General features: G+C 60.4%; 19 protein-coding genes. 10 read left to right on the top strand and 9 right to left on the bottom strand.

Features of this window, described 5'->3' with window-relative positions; genetic code table 11:
• Nucleotides 1-16: 16 nt before the first annotated feature.
• The 6 genes from ptsP to AACY02_RS11945 form a co-directional block, all read right to left on the bottom strand.
• Complete coding sequence (ptsP, locus tag AACY02_RS11920; protein WP_339432109.1) at nucleotides 17-2,530, bottom strand: phosphoenolpyruvate--protein phosphotransferase; 2,514 nt, start codon at nucleotides 2,528-2,530, stop codon at nucleotides 17-19.
• A gap of 34 nt (nucleotides 2,531-2,564) precedes the next feature.
• On the bottom strand, nucleotides 2,565-3,587 hold the full coding sequence (locus AACY02_RS11925; RefSeq protein WP_221729902.1) for an SIS domain-containing protein: 1,023 nt from the start codon (nucleotides 3,585-3,587) through the stop codon (nucleotides 2,565-2,567).
• Complete coding sequence (gene nagA / locus AACY02_RS11930) at nucleotides 3,568-4,674, bottom strand: N-acetylglucosamine-6-phosphate deacetylase (RefSeq protein WP_339432110.1); 1,107 nt, start codon at nucleotides 4,672-4,674, stop codon at nucleotides 3,568-3,570. The genes AACY02_RS11925 and nagA overlap by 20 nt, the downstream gene beginning before the upstream one ends.
• 32 nt (nucleotides 4,675-4,706) lie before the next feature.
• Entirely contained in the window at nucleotides 4,707-5,438 is a 732-nt protein-coding gene (locus AACY02_RS11935; protein ID WP_221729900.1) for a GntR family transcriptional regulator, read from the bottom strand.
• Between the two features lie 283 nt (nucleotides 5,439-5,721).
• The gene (locus AACY02_RS11940; RefSeq protein ID WP_339432112.1) at nucleotides 5,722-6,237 is read right to left on the bottom strand and encodes a L,D-transpeptidase family protein; all 516 of its coding nucleotides are present in this window, start codon (nucleotides 6,235-6,237) and stop codon (nucleotides 5,722-5,724) included.
• Between the two features lie 44 nt (nucleotides 6,238-6,281).
• Nucleotides 6,282-6,833, bottom strand: coding sequence for an NUDIX hydrolase (locus AACY02_RS11945; RefSeq protein WP_339432113.1), 552 nt, complete (start codon nucleotides 6,831-6,833; stop codon nucleotides 6,282-6,284).
• Nucleotides 6,834-6,980: 147 nt separating this feature from the next.
• Between AACY02_RS11945 and AACY02_RS11950 the strand changes: the two genes are divergently transcribed.
• From AACY02_RS11950 to purT, 5 genes are all read left to right on the top strand, one after another.
• The gene (locus AACY02_RS11950) at nucleotides 6,981-7,580 is read left to right on the top strand and encodes a CoA pyrophosphatase (protein ID WP_339432114.1); all 600 of its coding nucleotides are present in this window, start codon (nucleotides 6,981-6,983) and stop codon (nucleotides 7,578-7,580) included.
• 47 nt (nucleotides 7,581-7,627) lie between these two features.
• Nucleotides 7,628-8,152: a gamma carbonic anhydrase family protein gene (locus AACY02_RS11955; RefSeq protein ID WP_339432115.1), complete on the top strand. Its 525-nt coding sequence runs from the start codon at nucleotides 7,628-7,630 to the stop codon at nucleotides 8,150-8,152.
• Complete coding sequence (locus AACY02_RS11960) at nucleotides 8,149-8,364, top strand: DUF1289 domain-containing protein (protein WP_339432116.1); 216 nt, start codon at nucleotides 8,149-8,151, stop codon at nucleotides 8,362-8,364. Before AACY02_RS11955 ends, AACY02_RS11960 begins: the two co-directional genes overlap by 4 nt.
• A 180-nt stretch (nucleotides 8,365-8,544) precedes the next feature.
• The gene (locus AACY02_RS11965) at nucleotides 8,545-9,012 is read left to right on the top strand and encodes a VUT family protein (RefSeq protein ID WP_221729895.1); all 468 of its coding nucleotides are present in this window, start codon (nucleotides 8,545-8,547) and stop codon (nucleotides 9,010-9,012) included.
• A 100-nt stretch (nucleotides 9,013-9,112) separates the two neighbouring features.
• Entirely contained in the window at nucleotides 9,113-10,294 is a 1,182-nt protein-coding gene (purT, locus tag AACY02_RS11970) for a formate-dependent phosphoribosylglycinamide formyltransferase (protein ID WP_339432117.1), read from the top strand.
• 120 nt (nucleotides 10,295-10,414) lie between these two features.
• Here purT and AACY02_RS11975 read toward each other — a convergent pair whose 3' ends face one another.
• The 3 genes from AACY02_RS11975 to AACY02_RS11985 form a co-directional block, all read right to left on the bottom strand.
• Entirely contained in the window at nucleotides 10,415-11,731 is a 1,317-nt protein-coding gene (locus AACY02_RS11975; protein WP_339432118.1) for an MFS transporter, read from the bottom strand.
• Between the two features lie 265 nt (nucleotides 11,732-11,996).
• Nucleotides 11,997-13,238 (bottom strand): transporter associated domain-containing protein, encoded by a 1,242-nt coding sequence (locus tag AACY02_RS11980; protein WP_339432119.1) that lies wholly within the window; start codon nucleotides 13,236-13,238, stop codon nucleotides 11,997-11,999.
• Nucleotides 13,239-13,250: 12 nt separating this feature from the next.
• Complete coding sequence (locus AACY02_RS11985; RefSeq protein ID WP_339432120.1) at nucleotides 13,251-14,063, bottom strand: cytochrome C assembly family protein; 813 nt, start codon at nucleotides 14,061-14,063, stop codon at nucleotides 13,251-13,253.
• A gap of 210 nt (nucleotides 14,064-14,273) precedes the next feature.
• Between AACY02_RS11985 and ffh the strand changes: the two genes are divergently transcribed.
• From ffh to rplS, 5 genes are all read left to right on the top strand, one after another.
• Entirely contained in the window at nucleotides 14,274-15,650 is a 1,377-nt protein-coding gene (gene ffh / locus AACY02_RS11990) for a signal recognition particle protein (RefSeq protein ID WP_339432121.1), read from the top strand.
• Between the two features lie 249 nt (nucleotides 15,651-15,899).
• Entirely contained in the window at nucleotides 15,900-16,151 is a 252-nt protein-coding gene (gene rpsP, locus AACY02_RS11995) for a 30S ribosomal protein S16 (protein ID WP_016986371.1), read from the top strand.
• A 5-nt stretch (nucleotides 16,152-16,156) separates the two neighbouring features.
• A complete protein-coding gene (rimM, locus tag AACY02_RS12000) occupies nucleotides 16,157-16,693 on the top strand; it encodes a ribosome maturation factor RimM (protein WP_095191188.1) in 537 nt (178 codons plus the stop codon).
• Between the two features lie 2 nt (nucleotides 16,694-16,695).
• Nucleotides 16,696-17,448 carry a tRNA (guanosine(37)-N1)-methyltransferase TrmD gene (gene trmD / locus AACY02_RS12005; RefSeq protein WP_090281920.1) on the top strand — a complete coding sequence of 251 codons (753 nt, stop codon included), beginning with the start codon at nucleotides 16,696-16,698 and terminating at the stop codon, nucleotides 17,446-17,448.
• Between the two features lie 45 nt (nucleotides 17,449-17,493).
• Nucleotides 17,494-17,844, top strand: a complete 351-nt coding sequence (gene rplS, locus AACY02_RS12010) for a 50S ribosomal protein L19 (protein WP_003175895.1) — start codon at nucleotides 17,494-17,496, stop codon at nucleotides 17,842-17,844.
• Nucleotides 17,845-18,003 lie beyond the last annotated feature (159 nt).

Consider the following 18,003-nt stretch of genomic DNA (forward strand, 5'->3'; position numbering starts at 1 on the left):
GTCCTTTTTGTTTTTGTTAGCGCAGTGGCCAATGTTGATGACAGGCGTGGCGCACGGCGGCGGCGCTGCTCAGCTTGAGCAGATCGCGGCTGAGGCGCTGACATTGGGCTTCGTGCAACTGGCGCACGCGATCCTTGATTTCACCGATCTGCACCGGGCTCACCGAGAGTTCGGTAACGCCGAGGCCGATCAGCACTGGTGTCGCTAACGGGTCCGAGGCGAGGGCGCCGCAGACGCCAACCCAACGTTTGTGCACCGCTGCGCCTGCGCAGGTCATGGCGATCAGGCGCAGCAGCGCCGGGTGCAGGGCGTCGACGCGGGCGGCGAGTCCTGCGTGATCGCGATCCATGGCGAGGGTGTATTGCGACAAATCGTTGGTGCCGATCGAGAGGAAATCGGCATGTTCGGCGAGTTGTTCGGCCTGCAATGCGGCGGCGGGGACTTCGATCATCACGCCCATTTCCGGGCGTTGAGTGATACCGAGTTCATTGCACAACGCATCGACCCGCTCGCGGATGTGCAGCAGTTCGTCGACTTCGGTGACCATCGGCAACAGGATCCGGCAACGCTGCAACGGGCTGACTTGCAGCAGCGCGCGCAGTTGCTGATCGAGAATTTCCGGGCGGGCCTGGGCCAGACGAATGCCGCGCAAACCGAGCACCGGGTTGGCTTCGGCGGGCAGCGGCAGATAGTCGAGTTGCTTGTCGCCGCCGACGTCGATGGTGCGGATGATCACTGACTTATCGCCCATGGCATCAATGACGGCTTGATAGGCGGCGCGCTGTTCTTCGACGTCAGGCGCAGTCTGGCGGTCAACGAACAGAAACTCGGTGCGCAACAGACCGACACCGTCGGCGCCGTTGGCAAACGCGTCCGCCGCTTCATGGCTGGACGCAACATTGGCGACCACTTCGATGGTCACGCCATTGCGGGTTTCGGCGGGCAGATGAGCCTTGGCTTGTTGCGCATCGCGGCGTTGTTGGCGGTCGATTTGCGCTTGCCGGACGTCGGCCAGACGTTCAGTGCTGGGCGTCAGTTCGAGGCGCCCGCCGTCGGCGTCGAGGACCACTGCTTGGCCTTGCGGCTGATCGAGCAGCGCCGCGCCCAACGCCACCAAGCACGGCAGACCTTTGCCCCGCGCCAGAATCGCGACGTGCGACGTCGCACCGCCCTCGGCCATGCACAATCCGGCAACACCTTGAGCGCTGAGTTGCAGCAAGTCCGATGGGGTCAGTTCATGGGCGGCGACGATAGCACCGGCCGGCACCTCGTAATGCCAGGCTTGGCCAAGCAGGGCGCGCAGCACGCGTTGCTTGAGGTCGCGCAGGTCGTTGGCGCGCTCGGCCAGCAGCGCGCTGCCGGTTTTCTGGAGCACGTCGCACTGAGCGTCGATCGACTGACTCCACGCATGGGTGGCGGCCGTGCCTTGCTCGATGGATTGTCGTGCGGCGTCGAGCAGGGCCGGGTCTTCGAGCAAGGCCAGATGCGCGGCGAAGATCGCTTCTTCGTCGGCGCTCCTGTGTTGTTTCGCTTGGGCGAGGGTGCTGCCGATGTCGCCGCGCACCTGATCCAGCGCCGCTTCAAGTGTTTGCTGTTGCGCCAGCGGATCATGATTGCCCGCGTCCGCGGGTAAACTGATTGCATTCAAATGAAACAACGGCCCGCCCACCAACCCCGGCGCGGCGCACACACCGTGCAACACACCCGCCTCGGCCGGGCGCTTGAGCGGTGCAACGCTGATCGGCGCGGGGGCGTGATGATCATCCGCGAGCGCGGTGGCCAATGCCGTAATCAACGCTTGCAGCGCCGCTTCAGCATCCGGCCCCTGACAACTGACTTGCACTTCATCCTGTTCGCCGACCGCCAGGCCCATCAACCCGATCAGGCTGTTGCACGGCGCCGATTTACCGGCGAAGTGCAGTTGCGACTGGCTCTTGAAGCCCTGCGCAGTCTGGCGAATCAGCGCTGCCGGCCGGGCGTGCAGGCCGCCGCGATGAGCGACGCGCACATGGCCCTGAACCTCTGGCCCGCCAACGTCTTCAGCATTCGCCGCCGAGTTGTTGCGCGAGATGATGTGCAGCAACGGCTCGCCGACTTTCACCGCTTTGAGGGTGATCGGGCGCACCTGGAAGTCTTGACTGTTGGTCAGAATCAACAGGCTCACCAGGCTTTTGCATTGCAGGCCGACTTTGTCGACGTCATAGCGCAACAGCGGCTGCCCCTTGCTGACTCGCGTGCCTTCCTTGACCAGCATCGAGAAGCCTTCGCCGTTCAGTTCAACGGTGTCGAGCCCAAGGTGCAGGAGGATTTGCGCGCCGTTGTCGGCACGCACGGTGAGGGCATGGCCGGTGCGCGCAACGTGGATGATCACCCCGGCGCATGGCGAATACAGGGTGTCGTTGATCGGGTCGATGGCAATACCATCGCCCATCGCGCCACTGGCGAACACCGCGTCCGGGACTTTGGCGAGCGTGAGCACCGGGCCGCTGAGCGGGGCGCTGAGGGTCAGCTCTTTATTGTTGTTGTGCATGGCTCGGTCTCATCAGGTGTGCAGTCAGTCGGACTTAGTGCGTACGGGTCACTTTGCTCAGGTGGCGCGGTTGATCCGGGTCCATGCCACGGGCCACGGCGAGTCCGGCAGCCATCACGTAGAAACTCTGGATCGCCAGGATCGGGTCGAGGGCCGGGTGTTCGGCGCGGGTCAGGGTCAGGTCACGTTCGGTGACGTCATCCGGCGCTGCCAGCAATACGCGAGCGCCGCGTTGACGCATCTCTGCCGCCAGGCTCAGCAGGCCGGCCTGCTCGGCACCGCGTGGGGCGAAGACCAGCAACGGATAGTGTTCGTCGATCAGCGCCATCGGGCCGTGACGCACTTCGGCGCTGCTGAACGCTTCGGCCTGGATCGCCGAGGTTTCCTTGAATTTCAGCGCGGCTTCCTGGGCGATGGCGAAACCGGCACCACGACCGATGACCATCAGACGTTCGCAGTCGCGCAGTACGTCGATGGCCGCGCTCCAGTCCTGTTGCGCCGCGTCGCGCAGGCCTTCAGGCAGGGCGTTATGCGCCTCGAGCAATTCGTTGTCCTCTTTCCAGTGCGCGATCAAACGGGCGCTGGCGCTGAGGGTGGCGATGAAACTCTTGGTCGCGGCGACGCTGCTTTCGGTGCCGGCGAGCAGCGGCACGCTGAATTCACACGCCGCTTCCAGTGGCGAATCGGCGGCGTTGACCATCGAAACGCTCAGCGCGCCACGCTTGCGCAACAAGCGCAGGCTGTTGACCAGATCCGGGCTCTGACCCGATTGGGAGAAGGCAAAGGCCACTTGACCGCTGACCTTCAACGGCGCCTGTTGCATGGTCACCACCGACATCGGCAACGATGCCACCGGCACGCCCAATTGCTGCATGGTCAGGTAGGCGAAGTAGCTCGCCGCGTGGTCGGAGCTGCCACGGGCGACGGTCATCACCACTTGCGGCGGCTGACGGCGCAGGCGCCCGGCGATCTCGATCAATTGTGGGTCGAGCTGTTGCAGTTGGGCTTGCACGGCCTCAAACGAGGACAGCGCCTCTTCAAGCATTTTTGAAGTCAATGTCTTCTCCTTCGACCATGACGGCGGTCAGTGTGAGTGAGCGATCCAACCGCACGCAGTCGGCCCAGGCGCCGGGTTCAATGCGCCCGCGTTCGTTGATGCCGAGGTAGTCGGCGGGAAATTGAGACAGACGCTGCGACGCTTCACTGATCGGCAAACCGATCTTCACCAGGTTGCGCAGGGCTTGGTCCATCGTCAGGGTGCTGCCGGCCAGGGTGCCGTCGGGCAGTCGCACGCCGCCCAGGCATTTGGTCACGGTGTGGCTGCCAAGTTTGTATTCACCGTCGGGCATGCCGGCCGCTGCGGTCGAATCGGTGACGCAATACAGGCACGGGATTGAGCGCAGGGCCACGCGGATGGCGCCGGGGTGTACGTGGAGCAAATCCGGAATCAGCTCGGCGTATTTGGCGTGGGCCAGCGCCGCGCCGACGATGCCCGGTTCGCGGTGATGCAGCGGGCTCATGGCGTTGTACAAGTGGGTGAAGCTGGTCGCGCCGGCGTCCAGCGCGGCGACGCCTTCCTCGTAACTGCCCAGGGTATGGCCGATCTGCATGCGGATGCCACGGTTGCTGAGCTCACGGATCAAACCGTCGTGGCCGGCGATTTCCGGGGCAATGGTGATCACCCGGATCGGCGCCAGAGCCAGGTATTCCTCGACTTCGGCCATCAACGCGGTGTGGGCGAAGTTCGGTTGGGCGCCGAGTTTGCCGGGGTTGATGTACGGGCCTTCAAGGTGAACGCCGAGCACCCGGGCGCTGTTGGCCGGGCGCTGTTCGCAGAACTCGCCGACGGCTTTGAGCACGCTGGAAATCTCGGCGCTGGGTGCGGTCATGGTGGTGGCCAGCAGCGAAGTGGTACCGAAACGCACATGGGTCTTGGTGATCGTCTCGAAGGCGCTGGCACCTTCCATGATGTCTTTGCCGCCGCCGCCGTGAACGTGCAGGTCAATGAAACCCGGGAGCAGATAAGGCAGGTCGTTATCGGCCGGATCGCAGGGCACGCCTTCGATCGACACGACTTTGCCGTGTTCGTGGATCAGCCGGCCGCGAACCCAGCCGTGGGCAGTGAGGATGTTGTCTTCGGACATTTCGGTTCTCGCTGTTTGACGTCTGCGCCCGTTTAACGGCGCAGCTCTGCAACAAAGTCGTAGTAGTCGTTGCGGCAATAGGTGTCGGTGACTTCGATCGGTGTGTTGTCTTCCAGATAGCCGACCCGGGTCATCAGCAACATGGCGGTGCCGGGGGCGATGCCGACCAGTGCGGCGAACTCGTCCGAGGCGTTGATGGCCTGGATGTGTTGCAAGGCGCGCACGATCGGTTTGCCGATGCCGTCGAGGTATTCGTAGAGCGAATCACCGACCAATTGTGGCTTGGGCATGATCGCGGCGGGCAGGGTGCTCATCTCGATGGCCATCACGGTGTCGTCGGCTTTGCGCAGGCGTTTCATGCGCGCGACTTTGTCGTTCGGCGACAGGCTCAGGCGGATCAGTTCTTCGTGGGTCGGCAGGGTGATGTCCCGCTCCAGCCATTGCGAACTGGGCACGAAGCCCTTGAGGCGCAGCATCTCGCTGAAGCCCGACAGACGTGAGAGGGGTTGTTCCAGGCGCGGGGTGATGAAGGTGCCGGAGCCTTGCAAGCGACGGATCAGACCTTGATCGAGCAACACTTCCAGCGCCTTGCGTGCAGTCACGCGGGAGATGCCCAACTGTTCGCTGAGATTGCGCTCGGACGGCATCGCCTGTTCGGCTTTCCACTGCCCGGCATGAATCGCCGCTTCCAGATTGCGCGCCAATTGCAGGTACAGCGGCGTCGGCTGAGAGTCATCGGGACGTAGGGCGTGGAGGTCGTTCATTGAGGTCATTTCCGGCGCGAGTATAGGATTGTTGTGGCTCGCTTGCTGGGCGCAAATTAATACCACTTGAATACCATGTCAACGCAGGAAAATGGCGGTTGGCCCAATGAAATGGCAGGTTGTGGAGAGGGGTGTCTTAAGTGGTATTAGAGGTGGGCTGTAAAAAGCAAAAGATCGCCGTCTGCGGCCGCTCCTGTCGTTGAAAGTGGTATCAACCCTGTAGGCGCTGTCGCAGGCGGCGATCTTCTGATTTATTTTTTTGCAGGTGACCAGTGGTGGGTCGTTACGGGCGGATCTCGATCATCGTGCCGTCCGGCACCAGGCCCCAGACTTCGCGCATGTCCATGTTGCGCATGGCGATGCAGCCGTCGGTCCAGTCCAGCGTGTGGAACAGATCCTCGGGGGTGTCCTCGGTGTCGGGTGTGCCGTGGATCATGATCATGCCGCCGGGGGCGACGCCTTCCCGTCGGGCACGCGCCGAATCGCTGATGTTCGGGTAGGAAATGTGCATCGCCAGGTTGAATCGGTCGCTGACCTTTCGCCAATCGATCCAATAGAAACCTTCCGGTGTGCGTTTATCGCCTTCAAACAGTTTCGGACCTTTTTTCGCGCCCTTGCCCAGGGAAACCCGGTAGGTCTTGAGTGGCTTGCCGTCGGCGATCAACTGCAACTGATGAGCCGATTTGAGCACCAGCACTTTTTCGATCAGAGGGGTATTGGACGGCGATACGGTGGTCACGAATGACGCTTGCGAGACCGTGACGAACGACAGGCAGAACAGGGCAAGCAACCAGCGCATTGAAACGATTCCCCAGGGAGTGATGCAGATATTCATAGATGCTTTTATGTGATGACCGGCTGAGCGAGCGGCGGAATCGATTCCGAGCGAACCGGGTAGGTCTCGGCACGCCGATCAGCGAAGAAGCATTCTAAGGTACGGCCCACTGTGCGGAAAGCCAGCTCGTCCCATGGAATGTCGGCTTCGTCGAATAGTCGCACTTCAAGGCTCTCGGGACCGGCGGCAAAGTCCAGGTCGACCAGTTCTGCGCGAAAGAACACATGCACCTGGCTGATGTGCGGGACATCGATCAGCGTATAGATGCTCAGGTTACGCAGCCGGGCGCAGGCTTCCTCGGCGGTTTCGCGGGTCGCGGCCTGTTCGAGGGTTTCGCCGTTTTCCATGAAGCCGGCAGGCAATGTCCAGTAGCCGAGGCGCGGCTCGATGGCGCGGCGGCAGAGCAGCACTTGGGTGTCCCAGGTCGCGACGCATCCAGCGACGATATTGGGGTTCTGATAGTGAATGGTCTGACAGCTATCACAGACAAATCGCAGCCGCGAATCGCCTTCGGGAATGCGCTGGGTCACCGGGTTACCGCATTGGCTGCAAAATTTCATGCTGAGGTTCCTGAATGCTGCGCCTATCTTGGCGTGCAGCGGTGCCGGTCGGCAAGTTGTCGTTTCGCGACACAGCAAGAGTCGGGGGCTTGGGCGCTCGCATTGATTGGTGCATGATGCGGGGCAAGGCACAGATCGAGAACTCTTATGCTGGACGAGCTACTGCATCGGGTAAGCAACCACACACCGCGCACGCTGGAGACCGACTCGCGTTTTCCCGAGGCCGCCGTTCTGGTGCCGATCACCCGCAGTGACGAACCGGAACTGATCCTGACCCTGCGCGCCAGCGGCCTCTCGACCCACGGCGGCGAAGTCGCCTTTCCCGGCGGGCGCCGCGACCCCGAAGACCCTGATCTGATCTTCACCGCCCTGCGCGAAGCCGAAGAGGAGATCGGCCTGCCGCCGGGCCTGGTCGAAGTCATCGGCCCGCTCAGCCCGTTGATTTCTCTGCACGGCATCAAGGTCACGCCGTATGTCGGTGTGATTCCTGATTTTGTCGAGTATCTGGCCAACGACGCCGAGATCGCCGCCGTCTTCAGCGTGCCGCTGGAATTCTTCCGTAAAGACCCACGCGAACACACCCACCGCATCGACTACCAGGGCCGCAGTTGGTACGTGCCGAGTTATCGATTTGGTGAATACAAAATCTGGGGGCTGACGGCAATCATGATCGTCGAGTTGATCAATCTGCTCTATGACGCGAAGATCAGCCTGCATCAGCCGCCTAAAAGCTTCATCAACACCTGAAGCCATCGCAGCAATGGCCGCTCACCGTGAGCCCTGAGGACAACAAGATGAAATACCGCTTGGGCGACGCCCGTGTCCAAACCCATCCACAGAGCTGGGTCGCCCCCAATGCCGTGCTGGTGGGCAAGGTCAAACTCGAAGAGGGCGCCAACGTCTGGTTCAACGCTGTACTGCGCGGTGATAACGAACTGATCCTGATCGGCAAGAACAGCAACGTCCAGGACGGCACGGTGATGCACACCGACATGGGCTATCCGCTGACCATCGGCACCGGCGTGACCATCGGCCACAACGCCATGCTCCATGGCTGCACCGTCGGCGATTACAGCCTGATCGGTATCAATGCGGTGATTTTGAACGGCGCGAAGATCGGCAAGAACTGCATCATCGGCGCCAATTCGCTGATCGGCGAAGGCAAGGAAATCCCTGATGGTTCGCTGGTAATGGGCTCGCCGGGCAAGGTCGTGCGTGAGCTGACCGAGCCGCAGAAGAAAATGCTCGAAGCCAGCGCCGCGCACTATGTGCATAACGCGCAGCGCTATGCCCGTGATCTGGTTGAGCAGGAAGAATGAATACGCCTGAAAGACCCGTCGCCTCGCCCTGCGTGAGCATTTGTGCGCTGGATGAGGATGATGTTTGCACCGGGTGTCAGCGCACGGTCGAGGAGATTACGCGCTGGAGCCGGATGAGCAACGACGAGCGCCGTGTTGTGCTGGGGTTGTGTCATGAGCGGGCGAAGGCGAGTGGGCTGGTGTGGATGATCCCTGGGAAATCCGGCGTCTGACAGGGCGCCTTCGCGAGCAAGCCCGTTTGTATGGATCTATTGCATACACAAAATCTGTGTTCACTGTAGACCCAGTGTGGGAGCGGGCTTGCTCGCTAAGCGGCCGGCAACGCCACGACTTCTTATTGGCCCAAAACAATCCCTGAAGTAACCTGTGCGCCAATTTATCAGGTCGCCCTCATGATTTTCCTCATCGCCTACATCAGCAGCGTCGTGCTGATCAACTTCGCCTTCTCCACCGCGCCGCACCTGGACGTCATCTGGTCGGCTTGGGGCGGCTTGGTGTTCGTGTTGCGTGACATGGTGCAAACCCGCTTCGGCCATGGCGCGATCGTGGCGATGTTGGCGGCGCTGGTGTTGTCCTACGTGACGTCCGATCCGTCCATCGCATTGGCCAGCGCTGTCGCGTTCGGGGTCTCCGAGTGCATCGACTGGCTGGTGTTCAGCATCACCAAGCGGCCGTTGCGCGACCGTTTGTGGATCAGTTCGGCGCTGAGCATTCCCCTCGATACCTTCATTTTCTTCGGCATGATCGATGCCTTGACACCGCCCGTGATCATCACCGCTCTGGCTTCGAAGTTTGCTGGCGTGACGGCCGTCTGGCTGATCATGGCCTGGCGCGATCGCAAGCAGGCCGTCGCCAGCTAAAGCCAAACCCGCGGGTTCATGTAAAATGCCGCGCTTTCTCCCCATGGAAAGTGCGCCTGGCGTTGCTTTCCTCGATGATCCGCTTCTTTGAGGACCTGAGATGACCCGTATCGGAACTCCATTGTCGCCAACCGCGACCCGCGTATTGCTGTGTGGCTGTGGTGAGTTGGGCAAGGAAGTGGTGATCGAACTGCAACGCCTAGGCGTTGAAGTGATTGCCGTCGACCGCTACGCCAACGCGCCGGCCATGCAAGTCGCTCATCGCAGCCACGTGATCAACATGCTCGACGGCGCCGCTCTGCGTGCCGTGATCGAAGCCGAGAAGCCGCACTTCATCGTGCCGGAAATCGAAGCCATCGCCACCGCCACCCTGGTCGAACTGGAAGCCGAAGGCTTCACCGTGATCCCGACCGCGCGCGCTGCGCAACTGACCATGAACCGCGAGGGCATTCGTCGTCTGGCCGCTGAAGAGCTGGATCTGCCGACCTCGCCGTACCACTTCGCCGACACCTTCGAGGACTACAGCAAAGCCGTTGAGGATTTGGGTTTCCCATGCGTCGTCAAACCGGTGATGAGTTCGTCGGGCAAGGGCCAGAGCCTGCTGCGCAGCCACGATGACGTGCAGAAAGCCTGGGACTACGCGCAAGAGGGCGGTCGTGCCGGCAAAGGTCGGGTGATCATCGAAGGCTTCATCGATTTCGACTACGAAATCACCTTGCTGACCGTGCGCCACATCGGCGGCACCACGTTCTGTGCGCCGGTCGGTCACCGTCAGGAGAAGGGCGACTATCAGGAGTCGTGGCAGCCACAAGCCATGAGCCCGATTGCCCTGGCAGAATCCGAGCGTGTTGCCAAAGCGGTAACCGAGGCACTGGGTGGCCGTGGTCTGTTTGGCGTTGAGTTGTTCATCAAAGGTGATCAGGTGTGGTTCAGCGAAGTCTCGCCGCGTCCGCATGATACCGGTCTGGTGACCTTGATTTCTCAGGATCTCTCGCAATTCGCCCTGCACGCACGCGCCATTCTCGGCCTGCCGGTACCGCTGATCCGTCAGTTCGGGCCATCGGCGTCGGCGGTGATTCTGGTGGAAGGTCAGTCGACTCAAACCGCGTTCGCCAACCTGGGCGCTGCGTTGAGCGAGCCGGACACAGCGCTGCGTCTGTTTGGCAAGCCTGAAGTCAATGGTCAGCGCCGCATGGGCGTGGCGCTGGCGCGGGATGAGTCGATTGAAGCGGCGCGTGCCAAAGCGACCCGTGCTGCTCAGGCGGTTGTCGTCGAGCTGTAAACCGAGGCGCGTTATTCGCGAGCAAGCCCGCTCCCACAGTCTTTTTGGTTGTACACAAAATGTGTGATCAACAGAGAACCCTGTGGGAGCGGGCTTGCTCGCGAAGCTTTTGATCTTCGGTCAGGCAACCTGATTCAGATCGTTATTCCTCGTTTCCTTCAGGCACAGCACCGCAATCAAACTCAGCACTGCCGCGCCCGACACATACCCGCCGACATAGCTCAAACCACCCATCGCCACCAGTTTCTGCGCAAAGAACGGCGCCGCCGAGGCCCCGACAATGCCGCCCAGGTTGTACGCTGCCGACGCGCCGGTATAGCGCACATGAGTCGGAAACAGTTCCGGCAACAACGCCCCCATCGGCGCGAACGTTACGCCCATCAAGAACAACTCGATGCACAGAAACAGCGCCACGCCCCAGGTCGATCCCTGAGTCAGCAACGGCTCCATCAGAAACCCGGACGCAATGGCCAGTACGCCGCCGATGATCAGCACCGGTTTGCGTCCGTAACGGTCACTGGCCCAGGCCGATAACGGTGTGGCGGCGGCCATGAACAGCACGGCAAAACACAGCAGCCCAAGGAACGTCTCGCGACTGTAGCCCAGTGTGGATACGCCGTAGCTCAGGGAAAACACCGTCGAGATGTAGAACAGCGCATAGCAAACCACCATCGCCATCGCCCCCAGCAGTGTTGGCACCCAATACTGGCTGAACAGCTCGACCAGCGGCATTTTCACCCGTTCCTGGCGGGCGATGGCGTTGGCGAATACCGGGGTTTCATGGAGTTTCAGGCGCACATACAGGCCAACCATCACCAGCAGGGCGCTGAGCAGGAACGGAATGCGCCAGCCCCAACGGCTGAATTGCTCGTCGCTGAGGGTCATGGCCAGCGTGAGGAACAAGCCGTTGGCGGCGAGAAAACCAATGGAAGGGCCAAGTTGCGGGAACATGCCGAACCACGCGCGCTTGCCTTTCGGTGCGTTTTCCGTGGCCAGCAGGGCGGCACCACCCCATTCGCCGCCCAGTCCAAGACCCTGACCGAAACGCAGCACACACAGCAGAATGGGCGCCCAGGCCCCGATGCTGTCGTAACCCGGCAGCACGCCGATCAGCGTCGTACAAACACCCATCAGCAGCAGCGAAGCGACCAGCGTCGATTTGCGCCCGATGCGGTCACCGAAGTGGCCAAACAACGCAGAACCCAGCGGTCGGGCGAGGAAAGCGATGCCGAAGGTGAGGAAGGCTGACAACATCTGTGCCGTGCCGGAGGTCTGCGGAAAGAACACCGGCCCGATCACCAGTGCGGCAGCCGTGGCGTAAACGTAGAAGTCGTAGAACTCGATGGCGGTGCCGATGAAACTCGCCGTCGCCACGCGGGTGGCGGAGTTGGTCGGTTGGGCAGGCGCGGTGTCGCTGTAAGCGGTACGGGTTGTCATGCGGTGATCCCTGACAGTCATGAGCTCCGGTGGAGCGAATTATTAGGGTCGAGCACCCAGGGATGTGGGATGAGGCGCGAGCGCTGTTTCAGGTAAGAACAGTCGCCGGGGTGATGCGCAAAAGGTCGAGACCTGAGCAGTGCCGGGTAAGCACTTGGATCGTCGGCGCTTGGGTAAGCGCCTCGATTATAGGAAGGGGGCTAACGATTGAACAAGCGTAAAAAACGCGTGAAAGGCACTCTCGCAGCGGCGATTTTTTGATCTGTTATCGGGGCAGCAAAAGCGCAGGGGTAGACGTGGTGTGCCAGATCAACACCTTGCTCACCCGGTTCTCTTCAGTCTCGAGAATTTCCAGTCGATAGCGCCCGATCTTCAGGCAAACCGCGCTCTCGGGAATGGTTTCCAGCGCCTCGGTCACCAGGCCGTTGAGGGTTTTCGGGCCATCGCTGGGCAAATGCCAGCCCAGGCATTTGTTGAGTTCCCGGATGGAGGCCGTGCCGTCGATCACCATGCGGCCATCGGCCTGCGGGTGAATATGCGGATTGTCGAGGCTGTGCTCGCTTTCGAATTCGCCGACGATCTCTTCAAGAATGTCTTCCAGGGTGACGATGCCGAGCACTTCGCCGTACTCGTCCACCACCATGCCCAGGCGACGTTGCTGCTTGTGGAAATTGAGCAATTGCAGTTGCAGAGGCGTGCTTTCCGGCACGAAGTACGGCTCGTAACTGGCCGCCAGCAGGGCTTCGCGGGTCAGACTGTGGTTATTCAGCAGGTGGCTGATCTGCCGCGTGTTGAGCACCGCTTCGACCTGATTGATGTCGCTGTGGAACACCGGCAGACGTGTGCGTTTGTTGTGGCGCAGTTGTTCGATGATCTGTTCGATCGGATCGTCGAGGTTGATACCGTCGACGTCACTGCGTGGCACCAGAATGTCGTTGACCGTGATGTTGTCCAGCGCGTGGATACCCGACGTCGGGTGCGTGCGGGCCGGATGTTCGGGATCGTCATGACGATCAGCCTGCGCGTCGTCGTCACTCTGCTGAACCACTTGGGTTTTGCGCACGAACGGACTCAGGAGCAAATGGCTGATGCGACTGAAAAGCCAGGCAAACGGATAAACAATTTTCAGCGGCACGGCCAATAGCGTGTTGCCGAGGGTCAGCACGGCTTCCGGATAACGCCGGGCGAGGGTGCGTGGGAAGTAATCGGCGAAGACCAGCAAGATGGCGCCCGCACCGAGGCATGCCGCCCAAGGGCCGTTTTCTTCACAGAGGAAAATCGCCAGCAACGTCGCGATCACGACCGCGAGCGCACGGCAGAGGGTGTTGCACAGAATCAGGCTGTCGAGCGGGAAGCTCAGCTTCGCCAGCGGTTTATCACTGGCGCGTGAGGCGGTGCGTTGTGCGAGCAGGTGTTGCTGCGCGATTTCGACGGCGGTAAACAGCCCCGACCATAAAATCAGCAGGACAAATACCGCGAGCATCGGCCCTATGGGCAAACCGTCCATTTATGCCGCCCGTCAGATATGCAGGATGTATTCACGAACCAGTTTGCTGCCGAAATACGCCAACATCAGCAGACAGAAACCGGCGAGCGTCCAGCGAATCGCTTTGTGTCCGCGCCAGCCGAGACGGTTGCGGCCCCACAACAGCACGCTGAACACCACCCAGGCCAGACACGCCAGCAGCGTTTTGTGAACCAGATGCTGGGCGAACAGATTCTCGACGAACAGCCAGCCGGAGATCAGCGACAGCGAGAGCAACGTCCAGCCGGCCCAAAGGAAACCGAACAGCAGGCTTTCCATGGTTTGCAGCGGCGGGAAGTTCTTGATCAGGCCGGAGGGATGCTTGTGCTTGAGTTGGTGGTCTTGCACCAGCACCAGCAAGGACTGGAACACCGCGATGGTGAACATGCCGTAGGCGAGGATCGACAGCAGGATGTGGGCGAGAATGCCCGGCTCTTCATCAATGATCTGCACGGTGCCGGCCGGCGCGAACTGCGCCAGCAACACCGTGACCGCACCCAGCGGGAACAGCAGGACCAGCAGGTTCTCCACCGGGATTCGCGAACAGGCAATCAGGGTCAGGGCGATCACCGCCGCTGCGATCAGGCTGGAGGCGCTGAAAAAGTCCAGGCCCAGGCCGATCGGGGTCAGCAGGTGCGTGAGCAGGCTGGCGCTATGGGCCAGCACGGCGAAAACGCCGAGCGTAACCAGCAGGCGCTTGTTCGCCTTGGCGCCGGTGGCCAGACGGGTGCTCTGATAAAGGGTCGCAGCGGCATATATAAGGGCGGCGGCGAGGGTGGTCAGCAAACTGGGTGACAAGGGGAGCATAAATCCTGATCGGTAAGCCCGAAAGGGGCTGAGTTTGGCATAGAACCGCCATGGCACGAAAGACTCAGGAAGCTGACAGCGAGGTGTCCGCCAGACGCAGTCTTCGCTATAATCCGCGACCTGCCCACGCCGCAGGCTCGCCGAGCACATGTTGATTCCGGTCTGGGCCGCCATTATCCCGGTCTACACAGGGCCTGAAAGGATCGCGCAATGTTTGAAAACTTAACCGACCGTCTCTCGCAGACGCTGCGCCATGTCACCGGCAAGGCGAAGCTGACCGAAGACAATATCAAAGACACCCTGCGTGAAGTGCGCATGGCGTTGCTCGAAGCCGACGTCGCCCTGCCGGTGGTCAAGGACTTCGTCAATTCGGTCAAGGAGCGCGCTGTCGGCACCGAGGTGTCGCGCAGCCTGACGCCGGGCCAGGCATTCGTGAAGATCGTCCAGGCTGAACTCGAAAGCCTGATGGGCGCGGCGAACGAGGACTTGAACCTCAGCGCCGTACCGCCAGCCGTCGTGCTGATGGCCGGCCTGCAGGGCGCCGGTAAAACCACCACCGTCGGCAAACTGGCGCGCTTGCTCAAAGAGCGCAAAAAGAAGTCGGTCATGGTCGTGTCGGCGGACGTTTATCGCCCTGCGGCCATTAAACAGCTGGAAACCCTGGCCAACGACATCGGCGTGACGTTCTTCCCGTCCGATCTGAGCCAGAAGCCGGTCGACATCGCCAACGCGGCTATTAAAGAAGCAAAACTGAAATTCATCGACGTGGTCATCGTCGATACCGCCGGTCGTCTGCACATCGACGAAGAGATGATGGGCGAGATCAAGGCGCTGCACGCCGCGATCAACCCGGTCGAAACCCTGTTCGTGGTCGACGCCATGACCGGCCAGGACGCGGCCAACACGGCCAAGGCCTTCGGTGATGCGCTACCGCTGACCGGTGTGATCCTGACCAAGGTCGACGGCGACGCGCGTGGCGGTGCCGCCCTGTCGGTGCGAGCGATCACCGGCAAACCGATCAAGTTCATCGGTATGGGCGAGAAGAGCGAAGCGCTCGAGCCGTTCCATCCCGAGCGTATTGCTTCGCGGATCCTCGGTATGGGTGATGTGCTCAGCCTGATCGAACAGGCCGAGCAGACCCTCGACAAGGAAAAGGCCGACAAACTGGCCAAGAAACTGAAGAAGGGCAAGGGCTTCGACCTCGAAGACTTCCGTGATCAGTTGCAACAGATGAAGAACATGGGCGGCCTGGGCGGCCTCATGGACAAACTGCCGAGCATCGGCGGCGTCAACCTGTCTCAGATGGGCAATGCCCAGAATGCCGCAGAGAAACAATTCAAACAGATGGAAGCCATCATCAGCTCCATGACCCCGGCCGAGCGCCGCGACCCTGAGCTGATCAGCGGTTCGCGCAAGCGCCGGATCGCCATGGGGTCGGGCACTCAGGTGCAGGACATCGGTCGCTTGATCAAGCAGCACAAGCAGATGCAGAAGATGATGAAGAAATTCACCGCCAAAGGCGGAATGGCGAAAATGATGCGCGGCATGGGCGGTATGTTGCCCGGCGGCGGTATGCCGAAAATGTAAATAACTCGCCGGTCGTCGCACCGGCGCAGGCCCCGCAAGGATGCGGGATCAACAGCAAACCCGCACTCGGCGGGAGCTGACTGGCCGTTTTCATCGACGGCTCTATATGCAAATCTGCACGGCATGCCATAGGCGCCGGAAAAAGTCATTTGCAAAAGTCCGGATATTCCTTAGAATATGCGGCCTTTCGGGCACCCATGCCCGCTGTGCATTTAGATTTGCAGCACCGACTACAGGAACGATGTTCACATGCTAACAATCCGTCTTGCCCTTGGCGGCTCCAAAAAGCGCCCGTTTTACCACCTGACCGTAACCGACTCCCGCAACCCGCGTGACGGTTCCCACAAAGAACAGGTTGGTTTCTTCAACCCTGTTGCCCGTGGTCAGGAAACTCGTCTGTCCGTGAACCAAGAGCGCGTAGCCTACTGGCTGAGCGTTGGTGCACAACCTTCTGAGCGCGTTGCTCAGTTGTTGAAGGAATCTGCCAAGGCTGCGGCCTGAGCAATATGAACGCGACGCCTGCTGTTGCCGATGATTTGATCGTTATTGGCAAAATTTATTCTGTTCACGGCGTTCGCGGCGAAGTGAAGGTTTATTCCTTTACTGATCCGACTGAAAACCTGTTGCAGTACAAAACCTGGACGCTCAAGCGCGAAGGCAATGTCAAACAGGTCGAGCTGGTCAGTGGACGCGGGAGCGACAAGTTCCTGGTCGCAAAGCTCAAGGGTCTTGATGATCGTGAAGAAGCTCGTCTTCTGGCCGGTTACGAGATCTGCGTGCCGCGCAACCTGTTCGCTGAATTGACCGAAGGCGAGTACTACTGGTACCAGCTGGAAGGTCTGAAGGTCATCGATCAACTGGGGCAATTGCTCGGGAAAATCGATCATCTTCTGGAAACCGGCGCCAATGATGTAATGGTAGTCAAGCCTTGCGCTGGCAGCCTGGATGATCGCGAACGCCTGCTGCCCTATACGGAGCAATGCGTGTTGGCAGTCGACCTCGCCGCGGGTGAGATGAAGGTGGATTGGGACGCGGACTTCTAAGCGTGGCTAACTTGCGCGTAGAAGTGATCAGTTTGTTTCCCGAAATGTTTTCCGCCATCGGCGACTATGGCATCACCAGTCGAGCGGTCAAACAGGGGCTCTTGCAGCTGACCTGTTGGAATCCGCGGGATTACACGACGGATCGGCATCACACTGTGGACGATCGCCCGTTTGGCGGTGGTCCGGGCATGGTGATGAAGATCAAGCCCCTGGAGGATGCTCTGGTTCAGGCCAAGGCAGCAGCCGGGGAGGCGGCGAAGGTGATTTACCTGTCCCCCCAAGGCCGTCAACTGACTCAGTCGGCGGTACGCGAGTTGGCACAATCGGATGCATTGATCCTGATTGCCGGCCGCTACGAAGGCATTGACGAGCGCTTTATTGAGGCTCATGTCGATGAAGAGTGGTCGATTGGCGACTATGTACTGTCTGGCGGTGAGCTGCCGGCCATGGTCCTGATCGATGCGGTTACACGACTGCTGCCTGGAGCTTTAGGGCATGCGGATTCCGCTGAGGAAGATTCCTTTACGGATGGTCTGCTGGATTGCCCGCACTACACCCGACCTGAGGTGTATGCGGATCAGCGTGTTCCCGACGTGTTGCTGAGTGGCAATCACGCGCATATCCGGCGTTGGCGTTTACAGCAGTCCCTTGGTAGGACCTATGAACGACGCGCCGATCTTCTGGAAAGCCGCTCGCTTTCTGGAGAAGAGAAGAAGCTGCTCGAGGAATACATCCGCGAGCGGGACGATAGTTAACAACGTATCGATGGTAGATCAGTTGATTTACCTTAGGAGCACAGCATGACCAACAAAATCATCCTTGCACTCGAAGCAGAGCAGATGACCAAAGAAATCCCTACCTTTGCCCCAGGCGACACCATTGTCGTTCAGGTGAAAGTGAAGGAAGGCGATCGTTCCCGTCTGCAAGCGTTCGAAGGCGTTGTAATCGCCAAGCGTAACCGCGGCGTGAACAGTGCGTTCACCGTACGTAAAATCTCCAACGGTGTTGGCGTAGAACGTACTTTCCAGACCTACTCCCCGCAGATCGACAGCATGGCTGTTAAACGTCGCGGTGACGTACGTAAAGCCAAGCTGTACTACCTGCGCGACCTGTCGGGTAAAGCAGCTCGCATCAAGGAAAAACTGGCTTAAGTCCAGCTTCCGATGCAGAAAAAAGCAGCCTACGCAGACTGTGTGAAAACCTAGCAATCTGCGCAGCGCTCAATGAAAATGCTCCGTATCGAAAGATACGGAGCATTTTTCGTTATGGCTTACATCCAAGGAGAGTCTCGCAGCCAGACCAGCCTGTTT

It is taken from the genome of Pseudomonas sp. EA_65y_Pfl2_P78, from assembly GCF_963970495.1.
Lineage (GTDB): Bacteria > Pseudomonadota > Gammaproteobacteria > Pseudomonadales > Pseudomonadaceae > Aquipseudomonas > Aquipseudomonas baetica_A.

Coding starts and splice junctions, on each gene's coding strand:
- AACY02_RS11955 (WP_339432115.1), top strand. CDS start 7,628: ATGAAATACCGCTTGGGCGACGCCCGTGTCCAAACCCATCCACAGAGC.
- rpsP (WP_016986371.1), top strand. CDS start 15,900: ATGCTAACAATCCGTCTTGCCCTTGGCGGCTCCAAAAAGCGCCCGTTT.
- AACY02_RS11985 (WP_339432120.1), bottom strand. CDS start 14,063: ATGCTCCCCTTGTCACCCAGTTTGCTGACCACCCTCGCCGCCGCCCTT.
- purT (WP_339432117.1), top strand. CDS start 9,113: ATGACCCGTATCGGAACTCCATTGTCGCCAACCGCGACCCGCGTATTG.
- AACY02_RS11980 (WP_339432119.1), bottom strand. CDS start 13,238: ATGGACGGTTTGCCCATAGGGCCGATGCTCGCGGTATTTGTCCTGCTG.
- AACY02_RS11975 (WP_339432118.1), bottom strand. CDS start 11,731: ATGACAACCCGTACCGCTTACAGCGACACCGCGCCTGCCCAACCGACC.
- rplS (WP_003175895.1), top strand. CDS start 17,494: ATGACCAACAAAATCATCCTTGCACTCGAAGCAGAGCAGATGACCAAA.
- ffh (WP_339432121.1), top strand. CDS start 14,274: ATGTTTGAAAACTTAACCGACCGTCTCTCGCAGACGCTGCGCCATGTC.
- AACY02_RS11965 (WP_221729895.1), top strand. CDS start 8,545: ATGATTTTCCTCATCGCCTACATCAGCAGCGTCGTGCTGATCAACTTC.
- AACY02_RS11960 (WP_339432116.1), top strand. CDS start 8,149: ATGAATACGCCTGAAAGACCCGTCGCCTCGCCCTGCGTGAGCATTTGT.
- nagA (WP_339432110.1), bottom strand. CDS start 4,674: ATGTCCGAAGACAACATCCTCACTGCCCACGGCTGGGTTCGCGGCCGG.
- AACY02_RS11950 (WP_339432114.1), top strand. CDS start 6,981: ATGCTGGACGAGCTACTGCATCGGGTAAGCAACCACACACCGCGCACG.
- AACY02_RS11945 (WP_339432113.1), bottom strand. CDS start 6,833: ATGAAATTTTGCAGCCAATGCGGTAACCCGGTGACCCAGCGCATTCCC.
- AACY02_RS11935 (WP_221729900.1), bottom strand. CDS start 5,438: ATGAACGACCTCCACGCCCTACGTCCCGATGACTCTCAGCCGACGCCG.
- ptsP (WP_339432109.1), bottom strand. CDS start 2,530: ATGCACAACAACAATAAAGAGCTGACCCTCAGCGCCCCGCTCAGCGGC.
- AACY02_RS11940 (WP_339432112.1), bottom strand. CDS start 6,237: ATGCGCTGGTTGCTTGCCCTGTTCTGCCTGTCGTTCGTCACGGTCTCG.
- rimM (WP_095191188.1), top strand. CDS start 16,157: ATGAACGCGACGCCTGCTGTTGCCGATGATTTGATCGTTATTGGCAAA.